The following is a 20,516-nucleotide window of genomic DNA, read 5'->3' as shown; positions in this document are numbered from 1 at the left end:
ATGGGCTTCACCGCCGCGGCCTTCGCCGGCACCGACGGCTTCGGCCAGTTCTCCGACGCGGCCGCCGTCGCCAAGGGCCTTGAGGACAAGGCCGGGCACGTGGTGGGCGTGCTGTTCGCCATCGCGCTGCTGGACGCCTCGATCATCGGCGCCTTCGCGGTGTCGCTGTCGACCGCCTACGCGATCGGCGACGTGTTCGGCATCAGGCACTCGCTGCACCGGGGCGTCAAGGGCGCCAGGGGCTTCTACGCGATCTACGCGGGTCTGGTGGTCGCGGCGGCCGTGATCACGCTGCTGTCCACCGGCTACACCCAGGGCCTGATGACGCAGTTCGTCCAGGTACTGGCGGGTGTGCTGCTGCCCTCGGCGACGGTGTTCCTGCTGCTGCTCTGCAACGACAAGGCCGTCCTGGGGCCGTGGGTCAACGGGCCCAAGACCAACGCCTTCACCTCCGCCGTGGTCGGGGTCCTGGTGATGCTGTCGCTGATCCTGACCGCCGCCGTGGTCTGGCCCGACATCAGCTCGCAGGCCATCCTGTGGATCATGGCCGGCTGCGGCGTGGCCGGTGTCCTGGTCGCCGGGTACTTCTTCACCTTCGGCCGCACCGCCACCAAGGAGGACCCGATCGACCGCACCGGCCGCGAGGAATGGCGGATGCCCCCGCTGGAGACCCTCGGCAAGCCGGTCATGTCCACCGCCCGCAAGGTCGGCATGGGCGCCCTGCGCGCCTACCTCCTGGTCGCGATGGTGATGGTCATCATCAAGATCGTCCAGACCGCGCTCAACCACTGAGCCGCCGCCGGGGCGGCGCCCGACAGTGCCGCCGCCCCGGCCCCAACCCGGAAACCTCGACCGCCCCGCACCCGGGGAAGGAAGGAAGTACGGCCATGCGCACCGCCCTTCACCACCACTGCCCGCGCGTCCGCCTCGCCCTGCACGACGGCGTCGAGAGGGACTACCGCCTCGACGACCCCGGCGCCTGCCCGCACTCCGGCACGCCCAACACCCGGGCCTCCGCGTACGAGCCGCGCGTGCACCTGGCCTACCTGCTGGCCCGCCAGGGCCACCGCCCGGACTGGCTCGCCGACTTCGCGGACCTCCCGCCGGCCGCCGCGCGCCGCCTCAGCCGCGCCGCCGCCCGCCACCGGCCGCACGGCTGACGCCCCGCCGACCGCACCACCCGCGCCCTCGCGCACCCCCTCCACCCGCCGCCCCGTCACGGAGGTGACCTGCCATGTCCATCGTCGCCGCGTTCCACCCCTCCCTCCCGTCCGCCGGCCGCGGCCGCCTGCGCGCCGCGCTCGCCGCCGTGGGCCGACGCCTGGCGGAGAGCCCGCTGGACAGCCCCGTCCTGCACGCCGTCACGGCCCCGGCCCCGGCCGCCGCCTCCGCCGACCGCCCCGCCCGGCTGCGGGCCAGCTGGCGGACCGTCACGGCCCCGGACGGCACCGCCCGGCTGGAAGCCTCCTGGCACCCCTGGCACCCCGCCCGCTGACCACCCGTACCGATGCGTACAGATCCGCACCGACCCGCCGAAGGAGCATCCGCCATGGCCGTGCGCTACCCCAGGCTCGAAGCCATCTTCTCGGACCACACCGCCGCCGCCCCGCCCCGGCGTCCGCGCCCCGCCCCGGCCCCCCGGCCCCCCGTCGACCCGGACACCGGCCTGGTGGTGGACCCCGAACAGCGCACCGTCACCGTCGATGGGCAGCAACTGACCTTCCCCTACCTGGAGTTCGAGCTGCTCGCGCACCTGGTCGACAACCCGCTGCGGGTCCACTCCCGCCGCCAGCTGATGGAGACGGTCTGGGGCCGACCGGACACCGGCGACACCCGCACCATCGCCACCCACATCGCCCGGATCCGCCGCAAGCTCGGCCCCGGCCACCGGGAGGCGATCGCCACCGTTCGCCAGATCGGCTACAAGTACGACCCCCGCCTGACCCGCGTCGCCTGACCGCCGACCGATCGCACCGACCGAGGCCCGATCACCCGCCGGCCGCCACCCCACCGAAGGAGGACACCGTCGTGACCAGAACCGCCCTGTTCCCCTGGACCAGCAGAGGGACGGCGCTGTGCGGCGTCCTGCTCCTCCTCACCCTCCAGGGGATCGCCGTCGGCGTCGCCCCGGGGCGGCTGCGGATCTTCCTCTCCGGCGTGCTCATCGGCGCCTCGGCGGCCGGGCTGCTCCTCGCCCTGCTGCTCGCCCGCAGCGGGCGCGGCACCGCCCGACCCGCCGCCCCCGACGAGGACGACACCCAGTGGTTCAGCGCCCGCTCCCTGGACGGGTTCCCGATGGAGCAGGTCCGACCGCTGCTGCTGTCGCCCGGCGCCCCCGGCCTGAACCGGCTCTACACCGCCTGGGTGTTCGCCACCCACGGGCACGACCCCCAGTGGATCGCCCACCACCTCGACCTGTCCACCCCGACCGCCCGGCTGCTGGTCACCGCGGCCCGGCACCACACCGCTCCCGAGAGGAGGCCGCAGTGATCACGGCCCTCGACCACGTCCAGCTCTCCGCACCCCCCGGCAGCGAGGCCCTGCTGCGGGCCTTCTACGGCGACGTCCTACAGATGGCCGAGATCCCCAAGCCCCGGCCGCTGACCGCGGGCGGCGGCTGCTGGTTCGCCGCCGACGGCGGCCGGGTCCGGCTCTACCTCGGCATCGAGGAGCGCTTCCGCCCCAGCACCAAGGCCCACCCCGGGATCGCGGTCTCCGAGATCGACGACTTCGCCTCGCGGCTGTCCGAGCTCGGCGCGCTCGTGGTGTGGGACGACAGCCTGCCGCCCCGGCGCCGCTTCTACACCACCGACCCCGTCGGCAACCTGCTGGAGTTCGTCGAAGCGGCCTGAGCCGGCGCGCGGAGGAACCCCGGATCCATTTGCCTACGGACGTACCCGAGGAGCAGACTGCCCGGGGCCCGCAGGACGGGCCGGGACGACACCAGACGACACCACCGGAGGAGGCGGCCATGGGCGAAGACCCTCCCAGTACGCGCCGCCGTACCGGCCGCCTCCCCCACGCCCGACCGCGCGCCTGACGCAACGGCCCGGGGGGACGCGGCGTTCGTCCCGATCCCGCTGACGTCGCACGCACCTCTCCCGACCCCGGGGCCCCGGGTGCGCGCCGGAGGTGCACCCCATGACCCTGCCGAAGCCGGCCCCGGGCGCCGCCCGGGGCTCACTGCCGTCCCGGACGGCCGCCCGCCTGGCCCGGATGACCTGGGTGGACGCGCTCGTCGCGGCCGCCGTCCTGGTGCTGCTCTACCTCGCGCTGCGGGTCGGGCAGGGCACCACCGTCCGGTTCTCCACCGGCCGGAACGCGGCGGTCGACACCGACCCGGCCCGGCTGCCGTACGACGCGGCCCGCTCGCTGCTGCGGATGTTCGCCGCGCTCGCCGTGTCGGTGGTCTTCACCTTCGGCTACGCCTACGCCGCGGCCCGCAGCCGCCGGCTGGAGCGGGTCCTGATCCCGGCCCTGGACATCCTCCAGTCGGTACCGGTGCTCGCCTTCCTGACCGTCGCGGTGACCGGCTTCCTCGCCCTGTTCCCCGGCTCCGTACTGGGCCTGGAGTGCGCGGCGGTGTTCGCCATCTTCACCTCCCAGGCCTGGAACATGACCTTCGGCTTCTACTGCTCGCTGGTCTCGCTGCCGCCCGAACTCGACGAGCTGTCACGCTCGTTCCGCTTCACCCGGTGGATGCGGTTCTGGAAGGTCGAACTGCCCTCGGGCATGATCGGCCTGGTCTGGAACGGCATGCTGAGCTTCGGCGGCGGCTGGTTCTTCCTGGTCGCCTCCGAGGCGATCAGCGTCGACAACCAGCGCTACGCGCTGCCCGGGGTCGGCTCCTACGCGGGCGCGGCCATCGCCGCCGGCGACCTCGGCCGGGTCGGCTGGGCGATCGCCACCATGGCCGTCCTGGTGGTCGGCGTCAACCTGCTGTTCTGGCGCCCGCTCACCGCCTGGGCCGAACGCTTCAAGAACGAGCAGTCCGAGGCCACCGAGGTGCAGCGCTCCGTCGTGCTGGACCTGCTGCGCCGCTCCCACTGGCCCGGGCTGCTCGGCCGGCTGCTGCGCCCGGGGTGGCGGGCGCTCTCCCGGGCCGGGCGCCTGCTGGGCACCGACGACCGCCCGCTGGCCGTCGACCCCGGGCGGCGGCGCGCCGGGGACACCGCCTTCGCCGCCGTCGCCGGCGGCCTCGTGCTCTGGGGCCTGATCGACCTCGGCCGCTACCTGCACGGCGCGACCGGCCTCGGCGTGTTCGGCGAACCGCTGCTGCTCGGCCTCGCCACCCTCGCCCGGGTCGTCGTCCTGGTGACCGTCGCCACCCTGGTCTGGGTGCCGGTCGGCGTGCGGATCGGCTTCTCCCCCCGGCTGACCCGGATCGCCCAGCCGCTGGTGCAGGTGCTCGCCAGCTTCCCTGCCAACTTCCTCTTCCCGCTGGTCGTCTGGCTTCTGCTGCGGACCGGGCTGTCGATCGACCTCGGCGGCGTCCTGCTGATGGCCCTCGGCGCCCAGTGGTACATCCTGTTCAACACCATCGCCGGCGCCATGGCCATCCCCACCGACCTGCGCGAGGCCATGGACGACCTGGGCGTGCGCGGCTGGCAGCGCTGGCGACGGCTGATCATCCCCGGGATCTTCCCGGCCTACGTCACCGGCGGACTCACCGCCTCCGGCGGCGCCTGGAACGCCTCCATCGTCTCCGAGGTCGTCACCTTCGGCGGCACCACGCTCACCGCCACCGGCCTCGGCGCGTACATCGCGCGGGCCACCGAGCACGGCGACTACCCGCACCTGCTCGCCGGGGTGGCGGTGATGAGCCTGTACGTCGTCGCCCTCAACCGGCTGCTCTGGCGCCGCCTCTACCGCCTGGCCGAGCGCCGCTACTCGCTCTGACCCGCGCCCGCTCCCCGCCCCGGAGGTCCCCGCATGCGCTTCCCGTTCCCGCGCGCCGCCCGCACCGCGCCGCCCACCGCCGCTGTGTTCTCCCCCGCAGACTCCTCCGACTCCTCCGACTCCCCCGACTTCCCCGGCTCCCCCGCCGACGGCGAGATCCTGCTGGAGACCGTCGGCCTCACCAAGGCCTACGCCGGCGCCGACGGCGCGCTGCCCGTGCTGTCCGGCATCGACCTCACCGTCCGGGCCGGCGAGATCGTCGCCCTGCTCGGCCGCTCCGGCTCCGGCAAGTCCACCCTGCTGCGCTGCCTGTCCGGACTGATCCCGCCCAGCTCCGGCACCGTCGCCTACCGCGGCACCCCGCTCACCGGCGCCAACCCGGGCAGCGCCCTGGTGTTCCAGACCTTCGCGCTGCTGCCCTGGCTGACCGTCCGGCAGAACGTCGAACTCGGCCTGGAGGCCCGCGGCGTGCCGCCCCGGGAGCGCGCCGAGGCCGCCGTCCAGGCCATCGACCTGATCGGCCTGGCCGGCTTCGAGTCCGCCTACCCCAAGGAGCTCTCCGGCGGCATGCGCCAGCGCGTCGGCTTCGCCCGCGCCCTGGTCGTCGAACCGGACGTGCTGATGATGGACGAGCCCTTCTCGGCGCTGGACGTCCTCACCGCCGAGAACCTGCGCGGCGAACTGCTGGAACTGTGGGAGTCCGGCCAGTTCCCCACCCGCGCCGTCGTGCTGGTCACCCACAACATCGAGGAGGCGGTCCTGATGGCCGACCGCATCGTCGTCCTCGGCTCCCGCCCGTACGGCACCATCCGGGAGACCGTCGAGGTCGACCTCGACCGGCCCCGCGACCGCGACGCCGCCGCCTTCGACGAACTCGTCGACCGGGTCTACCGGATCATGACCGGACGCCCCAAGGAGACCCGCCTGCCCGGCCGCGCCGACGGCGCCCGGCCCGACCGGCGCACCGTCGCCAACACCCCGCTGCCCACCGCCAGCGTGGACGGCCTCGCCGGCCTCGCCGCGATGATCGCCCACCGCGGCGGCTGCTGCGACCTCGCCGACCTCGCCGACGAACTCGGCCTCGACATCGACGACATGCTCCCCCAGCTCGACGCCCTCGACCTGCTCGGCTTCGCCGAGATCCACGGCGACGACCTGCTGCTCACCGAGGCCGGCACCGCCTTCGCCGGAGCCGACGTCCAGGAGTCCCGGACCATCTTCGCCGGAGCCGCGGTGGACGTCCCGCTGGTCCGGCTGATCACCAACGGCCTGCGCGGCCGCCCCGGCACCGCCGTGCACGCCGGCTTCTTCCGCGACCTGCTCGCCCACCACTACACCAGCGAACAGGTCGACCGGCAGCTGGAGACCGCCACCGACTGGGGCCGCTACGCCGGGCTGTTCGGCTACGACGCCGCCCTGCGGGAGTACCGGCTCGACGAGGAGACGCCCTAGGACGGGCCTCAGGCCTGGCCGGTGGCCGGGCGGCGGCGGGCGGAGCGGACGGCGCGGGCGAACGGCTGCTCGGCCGTCGCGGCGGCCGGGCCGGTACCGCCGCCGTCACCGCCGTCACCGCGCCCGGGCAGGTCGTTGGCGATCAGCGCCGCCTCCGTCAGCAGGCCGCGCACCTCGGCGGCCCGGTAGAAGATCCGGGTGCCCTCCCGGCGCGAGACGACCAGCCCGGCCGCCCGCAGCCTGGCCAGGTGCTGCGAGGTCGCCGCCACGTGCGCGCCCAGCAGCTCCGCCAGTTCGCTGACCGGCAGCTCCCGCCGGGTCAGCGCCCAGAGCAGCCGGTACCGGGACGGGTCGGCGACCGCCTTCAGCACCGCGACCGCCCGCTCCGCCGCGTCCGTGTCCCACGCCTCTTCCTGCGCACCCATGCCAGGATCCTACCGAGCCGGCCCCGCCGCCCCGGCGGCGCCGAACCCGGTGCCGTCCGGCCGGGCGCGGGCGTCGACAGCGGGCGTACCCGGCGGGCGTCGACAGCGGGCGTCGATAGTGGGCCGATGGCCGGAGCTGCCAGGCTTCAGCCATCCTTTCAACCGCTGCCGACCGGCCGCACCGTCCAGGAGTTGGAGTCCGTACGAGATGATCGAGCACACCACGTTCCGTACCGCGGTCAGCGAATCGCACGAGCACAATCCCTGGGGCTGAGCGGCCTGGGTCCGCCTTCGGACGCCCGCCCGCCGGGCGGTGTCGGGGAGGACGGACCCGGCCGCCGTGGTCGGTGGGGCGACCACGGCGGCGGTTGGGGGGGTGGGGGCGGGTCATGCCGTCAGGCCGCCGCGAGGGCCGCCCTGACCGCGGCGCCGACCTGCTCGGTGGTGAGGGAGCCGCCGAGGTCCGGCGTGCAGGCGCCCTCGGCCACGGCCGTGCCGACGGCCAGCTGGATCGCCTTCGCCTCGGCGGCCCAGCCCAGGCGCTCCAGCATCAGCGCGGAGCTGAGGATGGCGCCGAAGGGGTTGCCGATGCCCTGGCCGGCGATGTCGGGCGCGCTGCCGTGCACCGGCTCGTAGAGGCCGAACCCGGTGTCCGGGTTGATGTTGGCCGAGGCCGCGTTGCCCAGGCCGCCGGCCAGCATGGCCGCCAGGTCGCTGAGGATGTCGCCGTACGAGTTGTTGGTGACGATCACGTCGAACTGTGACGGGTCGGAGATCAGCTTCATCGCGGCGGCGTCGACGTAGAGGTGGGTGGAGCTGATGGCGGGGTGCTTCGCGGCGGCCTCGCGGAACACCCGCTGCCACACCTGGCCGCCGTGCCGGACGGCGTTGGACTTGTCGACCATGCAGACGCCGCGCTCGGCGATCGAGTACGCGTACTCCATCACCCGCGAGACGCCCATGTAGGTGCTGACGTCCGCGTCGACGGCCATCTCGTGCACGGTGTTCCCGCGCAGCACACCGCCGATGTCGGTGTAGAGGCCCTCGGTGTTCTCCCGGACGATCACGGCGTCGATGGCGCGGGTCCGGGCGTCGCGCAGCGGGCTCAGCCGCTCCTGGAGCAGGGTGGCCGGGCGGTGGTTGACGTACAGGTCGAGGTCGAAGCGCAGGCGCAGCAGGACGCCGCGGCCGTAGTCCGAGGTCTTCACGCGGGGGTCGCCGATGGCGCCGAAGAGCACCGAGTCGCTCGCCTTGATCCGCTCGAAGTCCTCGTCGGACAGGGAGACCCCGGTCCGCAGGTAGGTGTCGGCGTTGACGTGGTCGAGCACGTCGACCGCGAGGTCCAGGCCCAGCGACTCGATGGTCTCCAGGGCCTCCTTGGTCACCTCGGGGCCGATGCCGTCACCGGGGATGACGGTCACTGTCTTGGTCATGGGTCTCTCACCGTTTCTGGGGTGGGGCCGGCCGGGTGTGGGTCGGGTCGGCCGGGCCGGGGGCGTCGGGCAGGGTCACCGCCGCGCGGCCCTGGGAGCTGCGCCGGGGGGTGCGGTCGTCAGGAGGCCCGGCGCTGCTTCGCGGTGTCCGGGGAGGAGAAGGCGCCGCGGGTGATGCTGGTCATCCAGGCCGGGCGGCCCTGCTCGAAGGCGGCGATCGCGTCGGCCTTGCGCAGGGTGACGTCGATGTCGTCGAGGCCGTTGAGCAGCAGCCAGCGGGCGCGTTGGTCGGCCTCGAACTCCCAGGTCCCGAGGTCGGTGCCGACGGTCAGCTGCTCCAGGTCGACGGTGATCTCGAACTTCGGGTCGGCCTGGGCGCGTTCGGCGAGGTCGGCGACGACGGGCACCGGCAGGGCGACGGCCAGCAGACCGTTCTTCAGCGCGTTGCGCAGGAAGATGTCGCCGAAGCTGGTGGCGATGACGGCCCGGAAACCCCAGTCGCGCAGGGCCCACACAGCGTGCTCGCGGGAGCTGCCGGTGCCGAAGTTGTGGCCCGCCACCAGGACGCTCGCGTCCTGGTGCTGCGGCTGGTTCAGGACGAACCCGGGCTCCTTGCGCCAGTGCCCGAACAGGGTGTCGGCGTAGCCGGTCTTGGTCAGCCGCTTGCAGAACTCGGCCGGGATGATCTGGTCGGTGTCGACGTCGTCCCGGGACAGGGCCACGGCCTGTCCGGTGTGCGCCGTGAGCGGCTCCCTCATGCCTCTGCCCCCTGCTGGTCGGTCTGGCTGCGGTCGGTCGAACGGGTCGAACAGGCCGGTCGGGTGGAACGGGTCGGGCGGGTGTGCCCGGCGGGCGCGGTCACAGCTCGGTCGGCGCGGCCAGGCGGCCGACCACGGCGGTGGCGGCGGCGACGACGGGCGAGACCAGGTGGGTGCGGGCGTGGGTGCCCTGCCGGCCCTCGTAGTTGCGGTTGGAGGTGGACGCGACCCGCTGGATGCCCTGGAGGCGGTCGGCGTTGATGCCCATGCACATCGAGCAGCCGGAGAGCCGCCACTGCGCGCCCGCGTCGAGGAAGACCTGGTCCAGGCCCTCCTCCTCGGCCTGGGCCCGGACGGCCATCGAGCCGGGGACGACGAGCATGGTGATCCGGTCGGAGACCTTGCGGCCGCGCAGCACGTCGGCCGCGGCCCGCAGGTCCTCGATCCGGCCGTTGGTGCAGGAGCCGAGGAAGACGGTGTTGATCTCGACGTCCCGCAGGGCGACGTCCGGTTCGAGGCCCATGTACTCCAGGGCGCGGCGCGCGGCCTGCTGCTCGGCGGGGGTCGCGAAGGTCTCGGGCGCCGGCACCGCGGCGTCCAGCGGGACGGCCTGGCCGGGGTTGGTGCCCCAGGTGACGAAGGGCTTGAGCCCGGTGACGTCCAGTTCGACCACGCGGTCGAAGGCGGCGCCCTCGTCGGTGCGCAGGGACTGCCAGTAGCGGACGGCCTCGTCCCAGTCGGCCTCGGCGGCCGGGTCCCAGCGCTCGCGCAGGTAGGCGAGCGTGGTGTCGTCGGGGGCGATCAGGCCGGCGCGGGCGCCCGCCTCGATGCTCATGTTGCAGACCGTCATCCGCCCCTCCATGGAGAGGTCCTCGACGGCCTTGCCGCGGTACTCGATCGCGTAGCCGTTGGCGCCGTTGGCGCCGATGTGCGCGATCACCGCGAGGATCAGGTCCTTCGGCGTGACGTCGGCCGGCGGCTCGCCGACGAACTCGACGGACATCGTCCGGGGGCGCTGGAGCGCCAGCGTCTGGGTGGCGAGCACGTGCTCGACGTCGCTGGTGCCGACGCCGAAGGCGAGCGCCCCGAAGGCGCCGTGCGTGGAGGTGTGGCTGTCACCGCACACCACGGTCATGCCGGGGCGCACGAAGCCCAGTTCGGGCGCCACCACGTGCACGATGCCCTGCCGGTCGTCGCCGAGCGAGAACAGCTCGATCCCCTGCTCCTCGCAGTTCTCGCGCAGGCGCTCCAGCTGGGCGCTGCCCATCGCGTCCTTGACCAGCAGCGTGTTGGTGGGCACGTTGTGGTCCTCGAGGGCGAGCGCGAGGTCGGGCCGGCGGACCCGGCGGCCGGCCAGCTGGAGGCCGTCGAAGGCCTGCGGGGAACTCGCCTCGTGGAGCAGGTGCAGGTCGATGTAGAGCAGGTCGGGCTCGCCCGGTGCCTGGTCGACGACGTGGCTCTGCCAGACCTTCTCGATCAGGTTGCGCTCGGTGCCGCCCATCAGCTGGCCACCGCCATCTCGCTGGTGCGCTCCAGGCGCTCGGCGATGATCTCGCGCAGCTCGCCCAGTTCGATGCAGGTGCCGTCGGCGCGGCCCGCGATGTAGGTCTCGTAGATCTCGTCGAGCAGGTCGCGCTCGGCGCCGATTCCCATCTGGTCGAACAGGTTGCGGACCACATTGCGCCCGGAGTGCCGGCCGATGAGAATTCCGCGCTCCCGGCCGAAGCTGTGCGGCTCGACGTATTCGTAGGTCACCGGATTGCGCAGCATTCCGGCCTGGTGGATTCCGGCCTGGGTGGCGAAGGCGTTCTCCCCGAATATCGCCTTGTTGCGCGGCGTCGACATTCCGATGATCCGGGCCAGCAGCTGGTAGGCCTCGTAGAACTTCTCGGTGCGCAGCCGGCTGGTCAGGCCGAGCTGCTCGCCCTTGTAGAGCAGTACCGCCGCCAGTTCCTCCAGCGGGGTGTTGCCCGCGCGCTCGCCGATGCCGGCGATGGTGGCCTGCACCTCGTCCGCGCCCGCCTCGACGCCGGCCAGGGCGTTGGCGAGGGAGAGCCCGAGGTCCTGGTGGCAGTGGGTGGACAGGATGATGTGGTCCGGGATCCAGGAGCGGACCCGCGCCACCTGGGCGCCGAACTCGGCCGGGATCAGGCAGCCGGTGGTGTCGGCGAGCGCCACCGTGCCTGCGCCCTCCTCGATGCCGGCCTCGATCATCGGGCGCAGCAGGTCGTCGCTGCCCCGGCTCGCGTCCTCGATGCCGAGCGTGATGTCGGTGAAGCCCAGCTCGCGGGCGAACCGGATGCTGTCGATGATCTCGTGCAGGCCCTCGGCCCGGGTGAGGCCGCGCTTGTGCTCCAGGTGGACGTCGCTGCCGGTGGCCATGATCTGGACCTGGTGGCGCTCGACGCCGCCGGCCTCGGCGGCCAGCTCGATGTCCGCGCGGACGGCCCGGTTGAGAGTCGCCACCTTGGCGGTGGTGAGCGCGCCCGCGATCAGTCTGGTCGCCTCGAAGTCACGCGGTGAGGAGCTGGGGAAGCCGGCCTCGATGGTGTCCACGCCGGTCGCCTCGATGGCGAGGGCCAGCTCCAGTTTCTGGTCGGGGTTCATCGCGTTGCCCGGGGCCTGTTCGCCGTCGCGCAGTGTCGAGTCGAATACCCGGAGCCGCCGTGCGGTGGGGACGGATTTCGGAGACATGGATTTTCCGCCTCTTTCGGGAACGCCGCCGGACGGGCGACCGGACGGGAGGTCGCGGTGTGCGGCGGCGGAGGATTGTGGCTGGCAGCGGTGACTTTACTGGTCCGGAATCACTGCCCGTCAAGACTTTTCGAACAAATAATCATTCGATGGCGGGCCGATAGCGGGACCCCTGACAATAGGCTTGACGCGCCCTTTTCCCAATGCATCGTGTACTGAGGCAAGGAGTGGTTTTCATGCGAGATATCCCGTCCGAGGAACGTCCGCCGGCCCGGTTACCGCGCCCGGGGCGGGTGGGCTGATGGCGAGGGTCATCGTCGAAGCGCTGGACAGCGTCCACGGGCGCACCGCCGTCGGCCTCGACGCGAGACTGGAGTCGCTGGTCGACAACGAGTGGGTGCCGGTGGTCGAGCGCAGAACGGACGCGAGCGGCCGGATCGAGGAGTGGGGCGGGACGGACGGCGGGCGCGGCCTCTACCGGCTGGTGTTCGACGTCGACCGGTACTTCAGCGGGCTCGGCCTGTTCACCGTGCACCCCGAGGTGGCGGCCACCTTCCGGGTCTCCGACGGCGAGTCGGGGCACCGGGTGAGCCTCACCCTCTCGCTGAACCACTACGCGGTGGCCTTCATCGCCGACTAGGAAGGTGGACCCGGGCCTGCGGGGGGCTCCGGGTCGCCGGCGGCCAGCCGGGCGGAGCGCAGCAGGTCGAGCGTGCGGGCCTCCTCGGCGGGGGTCCGCATGAGGCGGAACACCAGCCGGGCCCGCCGCAGGTGCTGGACCGCCAGGTCGGCCTCCCCGGTGCCGAGCGCCAACTCACCGAGGGTGACGAGGATCCGGCCCATGATCAGCCGCTCGTTGGAGCCCTCCGCGAGGAGCAGGGCGCGGTGCAGGGCGTGGGCGGCCTCGCCGCTCTCGCCGAGCCGGTGGCGGGCCGCCCCGATGCCGTGCAGGGCGTAGATCTCGCCGGTGTGGTCGCCGATCAGCCGGACGACGTCGAGGGCGCGGGAGAAGGCCTCCAGGGCCCGGTCGTAGCCGCCGCGTTCCAGGTGGCTCTGGCCCATCCGGTGCAGCACCTGGGCCTCGACCCGCCGGCCGCGGCCCTCCCGGCTCAGCCGCAACGCCTCGTCGAGGAGCTCTCCGGCGCCCTCCTCGTCGCCCTCGCCCAGTTTGAGCTGGGCCAGGTTGTGCAGCACGTAGGCGACGGCGACGGAGCCGCCGCTCGCCCGCAGGACGGTGAGGGCGGCCTGGTAGTGGGCGGTCGCCTCGTCGATCCGGCCGTCCACCCGGGCGAGGTAGCCGAGGCCGCGGGCGGTGAGGGCGGAGCCGAGGTCGTCGCCGAGGTCGGTGAAGATCCCGGCGGCCTGGCGGAAGCGCTCCTCGGCGGCGGCGAAGTTCTGCCGGGTCAGCGCGAGCGAGCCGAGGGAGTGCAGTGCGGCGGCCTGGCCGAGCCGGTCGCCACCCTTGCGGGCGGCCGCGAGGGCGAGTTCGTGGGTGTCGCGCCAGTCGTCGAGCCGGCCGTGGGTCTCCAGGAACGTCACGGCGGTGACGGCGAGTTCCCAGCAGTGCGCGGTGAGGCCCATCATGGCCGCCTGTCTGACCCGGGGCACGAGCATGGGCCGCTCCCGGGCGAACCACCGCAGCGGCTCGGCCAGCAGCCGGTCCACCGTCCGGGCGGGCAGCGGGTGCAGGGCGGTGCCGCGGCCGCGGATCAGCACGTCGCGGCCGTACTCGCGCTGCCTCGCCTCGATCAGCAGGTAGAGGAAGCAGCCGATCACCCGGGCCAGTGCGGACTCCCGCTCCTCGACGCTCTCCTCGTCGACGAGGCGTTCGCGCGCGAAGACCCGGACCAGGTTGTGCAGCCGGTACTGGGTGTGGCGTCCGGGCGCGGTGCCGACGGCGTCCAGCAGCTGGGCGTCGGAGAGTTCGTCGATCAGGTCCTGGACCTGGTACTCGGGCAGGTCGAGCAGCGCCATGCCGACCCAGGTGGAGAACGGCCCCTCGTCGATCAGGGCGATCCGCCGCAGCAGCCGGCGGGCGTCCTCGCTGACGCTCTCGTAGGTGAGCGAGAGGCCGGCCCTGATGCCGACGTCGGCGTACTTGAGCTCGTCGAGCCGGCGGGTCCCGTCCTCCAGCCGCTCCACCAGTTCGGTGATCTCCCAGTGCGGCCGGGCGGCGAGCCGGGCGCCGGCGATGCGCAGCGCCAGCGGCAGGTGGTCGCAGAGTTCGGCCAGCGCCTTCGCCGCCTCCGGTTCGGCCGCCACCCGCGCGGGGCCGGCGATCCGGCCGAGCAGTTCCGCGGACTGGTCGGGGTCGAAGGTGTCGACGTCCACCCGGACGGCTCCGGCGAGGCTGCCGATGTGCCGCCGGCTGGTGACGATCACGGCCGAGGTGGGCTTGCCCGGCAGCAGCGGGGTGATCTGGCTCTCGGTGGCGACGTTGTCGAGGACGATCAGCACCCGGCGCTCGGCGAGCAGGGCCCGGTACATCTCGGCCCGCTCCTCCAGCCCGTCGGGGATGGCGGTGCCGTTGACGCCGAGGGCGCGCAGGAAGCGCTCCAGCACCTGGGCCGGGCCGACGGTGTCGGGGGCCCCGGCGTGCAGGTCGGCGAAGAGCTGCCCGCCGGGGAACTCGGCGGCGATCTGGTGGGCCGCGTGGACAGCCACGGCGGTCTTGCCGACCCCGGCCTTGCCGACGACGGAGACGATCGGGACGGCGAGCCGGGACTGGTCGTGGGAGGAGAGCAGCAGCCGTTCGCGCAGGCCGGCGAGCAGGTGCTCGCGGCCGGTGAAGTCGGCGAGGTCGGCGGGGAGCATCTCCGGGACGGTGACGGGGGCGGCGGTGGCCACGGGCGGCGCGGCGGCGGACTCGGCGGCCGGGGTGGCGTGGGCGGCGGCCGGACGGCCGTCGGGCAGGTCGAGCCGGGGGTCGCCGGCGAGGATGGAGAGTTCGAGCCGCTGAAGCCGGGGGTCGGGTTCGACACCGAGTTCGTCGATCATCCACTGACGGGTGTCGCGGTAGACCTGGAGCGCCTCGGTCTGGCGCCCGGAGCGGTAGAGCGCCAGCATCAGCTGGCCGCGCAGCCGCTCCCGTAACGGGAACTCGTCGACCAGGCCGATGAGTTCGCCGACGGCCGCGCCGTGCTGGCCGAGTGCGAGTTCGAGCTGGACGCACTCCTCGGTGGCGCCGACCCACTGCTCGGTGAGCTGGCCGGCGGCGGACCGGAGCGCCTCGCTGGGCAGGCCGCCGAGGGGGTCGCCGCGCCACAGTCCGAGCGCCTGCCGGAAGAGGGCGGCGGCCTCCGCCTTGCGGTCGCGGTCCTCCGCCGTCCGGTCGCGGTCCGCCGCCTTCCGGTCGCGCAGCGCCCGCGCCTTCCCGACCAGGTCGCGGGCCTGGAGCAGGTCGAGCTGGGCGTCCGCCGCCTTCACCATGTAGCCCTGCGGGTGGGTGGTGATGACGTCGGAGAGGCCGTGCACGGCGAACAGCCGGCGCAGGGCGGAGACGCTGATCTGCAACTGCGCGCGGGCGGTGGCCGGCGGGGCCTCCTCGTAGAGGGCGCGGACCAGGCGGTCCACGCTGACCACCCGGTTGACGTCGAGGAGCAGCGCGGCGAGCACCGTCTGCTGCCGGATCCCGCCGAGGTTCAGCGGCCTGGCGTCGACGAGCGCTTCGAGCGGGCCGAGAATGCGGTACTCGACCCGGGGCACGGGTGAGGAACTGCCGTCGTGGCGTATGCCGGAACCAGGTCGGTACCCCACCGTTTCCACTCCCCCCAGAGGAATAGGCGCAGGATCGCAAGGCACTCTAAGGACGGCCCGGTCAATGGGTCAACGATATTCAGTTCTCCCCAAAAGACGCCGCCTGACGGACTGCGATCGGCGTCCGCGCCCCCGGGTGACCGACGGGGAATCGGCGCGGAAAAGCCGGTTGGCCGGATCGGCGCGCACCGATCCGGCCAACCGCGGCCCGGGGCGGTTCTCAGGCCTTCATCAGCTCCGCCACCCGGAAGGCGAGGTCGAGGGACTGGCGGTGGTTCAGCCGTGGGTCGCAGGCCGTCTCGTAGCGCTGGTGCAGGTCCTCGGCGCGGACCTGGTCGCCGCCGCCGAGGCACTCCGTGACGTCGTCGCCGGTGAGTTCGACGTGGATGCCGCCGGCGTGCGTGCCCAGCTCCCGGTGCACCTCGAAGAAGCCGGCGACCTCGCCCAGGATGTCGTCGAAGCGGCGGGTCTTGCGGCCGTCGTCGGTCTGGACGGTGTTGCCGTGCATCGGGTCGCAGATCCAGGCGACCCGGGCGCCCTCCGCCGTGACCTTCTCCACCAGCGGCGGCAGCAGTTCGCGCACCCGGCCCGCGCCCATCCGCACCACGAAGGTCAGCCGGCCGGGCCGGCGGTCGGGGTCGAGGCGGTCGACGTAGCCGAGGACCTCGTCCGCGGTGGTCGTGGGGCCGAGCTTGACGGCGATCGGGTTGTGGATCCCGGCGAAGTACGCAATGTGCGCGTCGTCCAGGCCCCTGGTCCGCTCGCCGACCCAGAGCAGGTGCCCGCTGGTGGCGTAGTGCGCCCCGGTGCGCGGGTCGGTGCGGGTGAGGGGCTGCTCGTAGTCCAGCAGCAGTCCCTCGTGGCTGGCGAAGAACTCGGCCTCCAGCAGCCCGGCCGGGTCGCAGCCGCAGGCTTGCAGGAAGCGCAGTGCGCGGTCCACGCCGTCGGCCAGTTCCTCGTAGCGGCGGGCCTCGGCGGAGTCCTCCAGGAAGCCGCGGTTCCACTGGTGGGCCTGGTAGAGGGAGGCGCTGCCGCCGGCCGCGAAGCCGCGGACCAGGTTGAGGGTGACCGCCGACGCCTCGTACATCCGCCGCAGCCGCGCCGGGTCCGGGCGGCGGGCCGCCTCGGTGAACTCCGGGCCGTTGACCGCGTCGCCCCGGTAGGAGGGCAGGCTGAGGCCGTCGCGGGTCTCGTCCGGCTGGGAGCGGGGCTTGGCGTACTGCCCGGCCAGCCGGCCGATCTTCACGACCGGGACGCCGCTCGCGTAGGTCAGGACCACCGCCATCTGCAACAGGGTGCGCAGCTTGGCGGTGACCGCGTCCGCGGTGAGCCCGCCGAAGGTCTCGGCGCAGTCGCCGCCCTGGAGGACGAAGGCCTCGCCGGCGGCGACGGCGGCCATCCGGTCGGTCAGCCGGTCGCACTCCTCGGCGAGGACCAGGGGCGGGGCGGCCGACAGGTCGGCGACCACCTCGCGCAGCGCCGCCTGGTCCGGCCACTGCGGTTGCTGGGCCGCCGGCAGGGAACGCCAGGCGGCAGGTGCTCCGGTCTGCGGAATTCGATTCATCACGGCCCTCGGATGGGAACGGAAATCGCTGGCCCGCTCATTGCAGCCCGGCCGCGGAAAGAAGGTCAAGCGTCCGCGAATTGGCCTGCTCCCGCACCGGAGAACTGGTCTGACCGCCTTCCGGGACGAACGGATTGACTGGAGGCCATTGGTTCACCGGCCGTACCCAGCCGGCCATTCATGATGAGGATTCCGATGCCAGACGCGCCATCGCACCCTCCGTTCGCCGTCCGGCTCGGCACCGAGCCGCTGCCGCCGCACGACCCGCTGGAGCTGTACACGCGGCTGGGCGACCGGCTCGGCGCGGAGCAGGTGTACCTGCTGGAGAGCCTGACCGAGTCCGGCCGGCAGGGCGGGCCCGCGGTGCTCGGCTGCGGCCCGCTCGCCGAGATCCGGCTGTACGGCTCGTACCTGGAGATCGACGGGATCGCGGAGCTCGCCCCGGTGCTGCGGGCGACCGCCGAGGCGGCGGGCCTCACCCCCGCCGCGGACGCCCCCGCGCGGCTGGAGGCCCCCGAGCCGGCCCGCGTCTGGGAGTTCCTGCGGCGCGCGCAGGGCCTGTTCGGCCTGGAGCCGGGCCTGCCCGGCGACCGCTTCCACTTCGGCTTCCTGGCCCGGTTCGGCTACGACGCGGCCTGGCACATGGAGGACCTGCCCGTCCGGGCGCTGCCGCCGGCCCGCCCGGACGCCGTGCTGACGCTGTTCCGCGACAGCGTGCACTACGGCACCGACGGCGCGCCGGTCCTGCGGACCGCCGACAGCCCGGCCTTCGGCGAGCACGGCCGCCACGACCTCGCGGGCGCGGCCCGGGAAGCGGCCGGGCAGGAGCCGCAGGCCGCGTGCCCGCCGGCCGTCCGCCCGCAGTCCGTGCACGACAGCGTGGACCGCGACACCTTCCACGGCTGGGTCCGGCGCTGCCTGGAGCACATCGGGGTCGGCGACATCTACCAGATCCAGGTCGGCCACCGGATCGACGTCCGCACCGCGCTGACGCCGGTCGAGGTCTACCGGCGGCTGCGCTCGCGCAACCCCTCCCCGCACATGTACCTGCTCCCGAACGGCGAGGGCACGCTGATCGGCGCCAGCCCCGAGCTGCTGTTCCGGATCGAGGACGGCCGGATCGTGATGCGCCCGATCGCCGGCACCACCCGTCGCGACCAGGACGAGGAGGAGAACGAGCGGCGGATCAAGGCCCTGCTGGCGAGCACCAAGGAGCAGGCCGAGCACGTCATGCTGGTCGACCTCTCCCGCAACGACATCAGCCGGGTCTGCAAGCCGCACACCCTGACGGCCGACGACCTGATGGTGGTGGAGACCTTCTCGCACGTCTTCCACCTGGTGTCCACGGTCAGCGCCGAGTTGGAGGAGGACGCCGACGTGTGGCGGTCGCTGTGCGCGACCTTCCCGGCCGGCACCATGACCGGCGCGCCGAAGCTGCGCGCCATGGAGATCATCCACGAGATCGAGCGGGAGCCGCGCGGAGCCTACGCCGGTGCCGTCGGCCTGATCGACGTCGGCGGCTGGAGCGAACTGGCGCTGTGCATCCGCACGATCGCGCACGACGGCGCGGTGTACTCCGTGCAGAGTTCCGCGGGGATCGTCGCCGACTCGACCCCCGAGGGCGAGTGGAACGAGACGTTGGCGAAGCTGGGCGCCGCCTACTGGGCGCTGACGGGTGAGGAGTTGACGGCGTGAAGGTTCTGCTGGTGGACGCGCGGGACAGCTTCGTCCACATCATCGACCAGTACCTGCGGGCGCTCGGCGCGGACACCGAGGTGGTCCGCTCGCACACCCGCACCCCCGAGCAGCTGGCCGCGACCGCGCCCGACGCGGTCGTGCTCGGCCCCGGCCCCGGGCACCCGGCGGCCTCCGGCCACGTCGAGCTCGTCCACCACTTCGCCGGGAAGGTCCCGCTGCTCGGCGTGTGCCTGGGCCACCAGGCGATCGGCCTGGCGTTCGGCGGGCGGGTCCAGGTCGCCGACCGGCTGATGCACGGGCGCACCAGCACCGTGACGCACGACGGGCGCGGCCTGTTCGCCGGCCTCGGCAACAGCCTCACCGCGACCAGGTACCACTCCCTGATCGTCACCCAGCCGCTGCCCGAGGACCTCGAACTCACCGCGACCGCCGACGACGACGGCTACGTCATGGGCATGCGGCACCGCAGCCTGCCCATCGAGTCGGTGCAGTTCCACCCCGAGAGCATCACCACCACCGGCGGCATGCAGCTGCTGGAGAACTTCCTCGCGGTCGGCGCCGGGCGCTGACCGCACGCACATCGGAACCGACGAGCGGAAATGGGTGACCAGTGACAGGGAATGGTGAATCGCGCAGCTGGCCGCAGCTGCTCACGGCGCTGATCGGCGGGACGGACCTGAGCACCGCCGACACCGCCTGGGCGATGGACCGGGTGATGCGCGGCGAGGCGGCACCGGCGCAGCTGGCCGGGTTCCTGGTGGCGCTGCGGGCCAAGGGCGAGACCGCCGAGGAGGTCGACGGGCTGGTCCGGGCCGCGCGCGAGCACACGGTGCGGGTCGACGTGCCGGGGCCGACACTGGACATCGTCGGCACCGGCGGGGACGGCGCGAAGACCGTGAACGTGTCCACCATGGCCGCGATCGTGGCGGCGGCCGCCGGGGCCCGGGTGGTCAAGCACGGCAACCGTTCGGCCTCCTCCGCCTCCGGCTCGGCGGACGTGCTGGAGCGGCTCGGCATCGCGCTGGAGCTCTCGGCCGAGGAGGTGGCCCGCTCGGTGCGCGAGGTCGGGATCGGCTTCTGCTTCGCCCCGGCCTTCCACCCGGCGTTCCGCCACGCGGCCGTCGCCCGCAAGGAGTTGGGCGTGCCGACGGCGTTCAACGCGCTGGGCCCGCTGACCAACCCGGCCTCGCCCACGGCCATGGCGGTCGGCGTCGCCGATCCCCGGCTGGGCCCGCTGATCGCCGCCGTGTTCGCCCGCCAGGGCGTGGACGCGCTGGTCTTCCGGGGCGACGACGGCCTCGACGAACTGTCCGTCTCCACCACCTCGACGGTCTGGACGGCGACCACCGGCCGGTTCGTGCAGGAGCGGCTCGACCCGCGCGAGCTCGGGATCGCGACGGCGGCCCCGGACGCGCTGCGCGGCGGCGACGCGGCCCACAACGCGGGCGTGGTCCACGCCGTCCTGGACGGCGAGCAGGGCCCCGTCCGTGACGCCGTCCTGCTGTCCGCGGCGGCCGGCCTGGCGGCGCTGACGCCCTCCGAGCGGCCGGTCGTCGAGCGGCTGGCGGCCGTGCTGCCCCGGGCCGCCGAGGCGGTCGACTCGGGCGCGGCGGCCGCCCTGCTGAAGCGCTGGGCCGAGAGCGGGCCGCCGCGCGCGGGGCGGCCGGACTGAGCCGCCACCGGGCCGCCGTCGTCGGGCGGCGGCACCGGGGCGCGACGCCGACGGGCCGCGCGGACCTCCTCGGGGGGAGGCCCGCGCGGCCCGTCGCGTTGGTACGGGGTGGTCGCACGGCCCGCGTCCGCCCCGTTCGTCCGCCCCCGGCGTCACGGAGGCGGG

The 20,516-nt window shown here is 73.6% G+C and carries 19 protein-coding genes; 12 read left to right on the top strand and 7 right to left on the bottom strand.

The annotated features are described in order from the left end of the window. The 8 genes from ACIOGZ_RS04780 to ACIOGZ_RS04745 all read left to right on the top strand — a co-directional run. Positions 1–792, top strand: a 792-nt coding sequence (locus ACIOGZ_RS04780; RefSeq protein WP_400984854.1) for a divalent metal cation transporter, incomplete at its 5' end; no start/stop codon positions are given. Between the two features lie 95 nt (positions 793–887). Then, entirely contained in the window at positions 888–1,160 is a 273-nt protein-coding gene (locus ACIOGZ_RS04775; protein WP_363375417.1) for a hypothetical protein, read from the top strand. A 74-nt stretch (positions 1,161–1,234) separates the two neighbouring features. Further along, on the top strand, positions 1,235–1,495 hold the full coding sequence (locus ACIOGZ_RS04770) for a hypothetical protein (RefSeq protein WP_400326295.1): 261 nt from the start codon (positions 1,235–1,237) through the stop codon (positions 1,493–1,495). Positions 1,496–1,549: 54 nt separating this feature from the next. Then, the gene (locus tag ACIOGZ_RS04765) at positions 1,550–1,957 is read left to right on the top strand and encodes a winged helix-turn-helix domain-containing protein (protein WP_400984851.1); all 408 of its coding nucleotides are present in this window, start codon (positions 1,550–1,552) and stop codon (positions 1,955–1,957) included. Between the two features lie 71 nt (positions 1,958–2,028). Further along, positions 2,029–2,490, top strand: a complete 462-nt coding sequence (locus tag ACIOGZ_RS04760; protein ID WP_363589661.1) for a hypothetical protein — start codon at positions 2,029–2,031, stop codon at positions 2,488–2,490. Further along, complete coding sequence (locus ACIOGZ_RS04755; RefSeq protein WP_363589663.1) at positions 2,487–2,852, top strand: glyoxalase; 366 nt, start codon at positions 2,487–2,489, stop codon at positions 2,850–2,852. Before ACIOGZ_RS04760 ends, ACIOGZ_RS04755 begins: the two co-directional genes overlap by 4 nt. 289 nt (positions 2,853–3,141) lie before the next feature. Then, positions 3,142–4,899 (top strand): ABC transporter permease, encoded by a 1,758-nt coding sequence (locus ACIOGZ_RS04750; RefSeq protein WP_400984849.1) that lies wholly within the window; start codon positions 3,142–3,144, stop codon positions 4,897–4,899. Between the two features lie 33 nt (positions 4,900–4,932). After that, complete coding sequence (locus ACIOGZ_RS04745) at positions 4,933–6,351, top strand: nitrate/sulfonate/bicarbonate ABC transporter ATP-binding protein (RefSeq protein ID WP_400984847.1); 1,419 nt, start codon at positions 4,933–4,935, stop codon at positions 6,349–6,351. An 8-nt stretch (positions 6,352–6,359) separates the two neighbouring features. Here ACIOGZ_RS04745 and ACIOGZ_RS04740 read toward each other — a convergent pair whose 3' ends face one another. The 5 genes from ACIOGZ_RS04740 to ACIOGZ_RS04720 all read right to left on the bottom strand — a co-directional run bounded on the left by ACIOGZ_RS04740 (position 6,360) and on the right by ACIOGZ_RS04720 (position 11,661). Then, entirely contained in the window at positions 6,360–6,776 is a 417-nt protein-coding gene (locus ACIOGZ_RS04740; protein WP_063349734.1) for a metalloregulator ArsR/SmtB family transcription factor, read from the bottom strand. A gap of 395 nt (positions 6,777–7,171) precedes the next feature. Next, positions 7,172–8,209 (bottom strand): isocitrate/isopropylmalate family dehydrogenase, encoded by a 1,038-nt coding sequence (locus ACIOGZ_RS04735; RefSeq protein ID WP_363585077.1) that lies wholly within the window; start codon positions 8,207–8,209, stop codon positions 7,172–7,174. A 119-nt stretch (positions 8,210–8,328) separates the two neighbouring features. After that, positions 8,329–8,967, bottom strand: a complete 639-nt coding sequence (leuD, locus tag ACIOGZ_RS04730) for a 3-isopropylmalate dehydratase small subunit (protein ID WP_363630447.1) — start codon at positions 8,965–8,967, stop codon at positions 8,329–8,331. A 100-nt stretch (positions 8,968–9,067) separates the two neighbouring features. Continuing rightward, a complete protein-coding gene (gene leuC, locus ACIOGZ_RS04725) occupies positions 9,068–10,468 on the bottom strand; it encodes a 3-isopropylmalate dehydratase large subunit (protein ID WP_400984843.1) in 1,401 nt (466 codons plus the stop codon). Beyond that, positions 10,468–11,661: a pyruvate carboxyltransferase gene (locus ACIOGZ_RS04720; RefSeq protein WP_363585082.1), complete on the bottom strand. Its 1,194-nt coding sequence runs from the start codon at positions 11,659–11,661 to the stop codon at positions 10,468–10,470. The genes leuC and ACIOGZ_RS04720 overlap by 1 nt, the downstream gene beginning before the upstream one ends. A gap of 301 nt (positions 11,662–11,962) precedes the next feature. Between ACIOGZ_RS04720 and ACIOGZ_RS04715 the strand changes: the two genes are divergently transcribed. Beyond that, entirely contained in the window at positions 11,963–12,301 is a 339-nt protein-coding gene (locus ACIOGZ_RS04715; protein ID WP_363585084.1) for a hydroxyisourate hydrolase, read from the top strand. Here the strand turns inward: ACIOGZ_RS04715 and ACIOGZ_RS04710 are convergent. Together ACIOGZ_RS04710 and ACIOGZ_RS04705 are read right to left on the bottom strand one after the other, a co-directional pair. Further along, the gene (locus ACIOGZ_RS04710) at positions 12,298–15,417 is read right to left on the bottom strand and encodes an AfsR/SARP family transcriptional regulator (RefSeq protein WP_400984840.1); all 3,120 of its coding nucleotides are present in this window, start codon (positions 15,415–15,417) and stop codon (positions 12,298–12,300) included. The two genes, ACIOGZ_RS04715 and ACIOGZ_RS04710, sit on opposite strands and share 4 nt — an antisense overlap. A gap of 220 nt (positions 15,418–15,637) precedes the next feature. Beyond that, positions 15,638–16,981, bottom strand: a complete 1,344-nt coding sequence (locus tag ACIOGZ_RS04705) for a class II 3-deoxy-7-phosphoheptulonate synthase (RefSeq protein WP_063351485.1) — start codon at positions 16,979–16,981, stop codon at positions 15,638–15,640. Positions 16,982–17,176: 195 nt separating this feature from the next. Here ACIOGZ_RS04705 and ACIOGZ_RS04700 point away from each other — a divergent pair, with 195 nt between their 5' ends. From ACIOGZ_RS04700 to trpD, 3 genes are read left to right on the top strand one after another with little or no spacing between them, the layout of a single operon-like run. Further along, positions 17,177–18,676, top strand: coding sequence for an anthranilate synthase component I family protein (locus tag ACIOGZ_RS04700; RefSeq protein ID WP_400810049.1), 1,500 nt, complete (start codon positions 17,177–17,179; stop codon positions 18,674–18,676). Continuing rightward, the gene (locus ACIOGZ_RS04695; RefSeq protein ID WP_063349726.1) at positions 18,673–19,248 is read left to right on the top strand and encodes an aminodeoxychorismate/anthranilate synthase component II; all 576 of its coding nucleotides are present in this window, start codon (positions 18,673–18,675) and stop codon (positions 19,246–19,248) included. The genes ACIOGZ_RS04700 and ACIOGZ_RS04695 overlap by 4 nt, the downstream gene beginning before the upstream one ends. Positions 19,249–19,289: 41 nt before the next feature. Then, a complete protein-coding gene (trpD, locus tag ACIOGZ_RS04690) occupies positions 19,290–20,351 on the top strand; it encodes an anthranilate phosphoribosyltransferase (protein ID WP_363585090.1) in 1,062 nt (353 codons plus the stop codon). Positions 20,352–20,516 lie beyond the last annotated feature (165 nt).

Origin of the sequence: Kitasatospora sp. NPDC088160 (genome assembly GCF_044741445.1) — a bacterium.
In the GTDB taxonomy this organism is placed as follows: domain Bacteria; phylum Actinomycetota; class Actinomycetes; order Streptomycetales; family Streptomycetaceae; genus Kitasatospora.
This window is presented reverse-complemented; position numbering and strand designations above follow the sequence as displayed.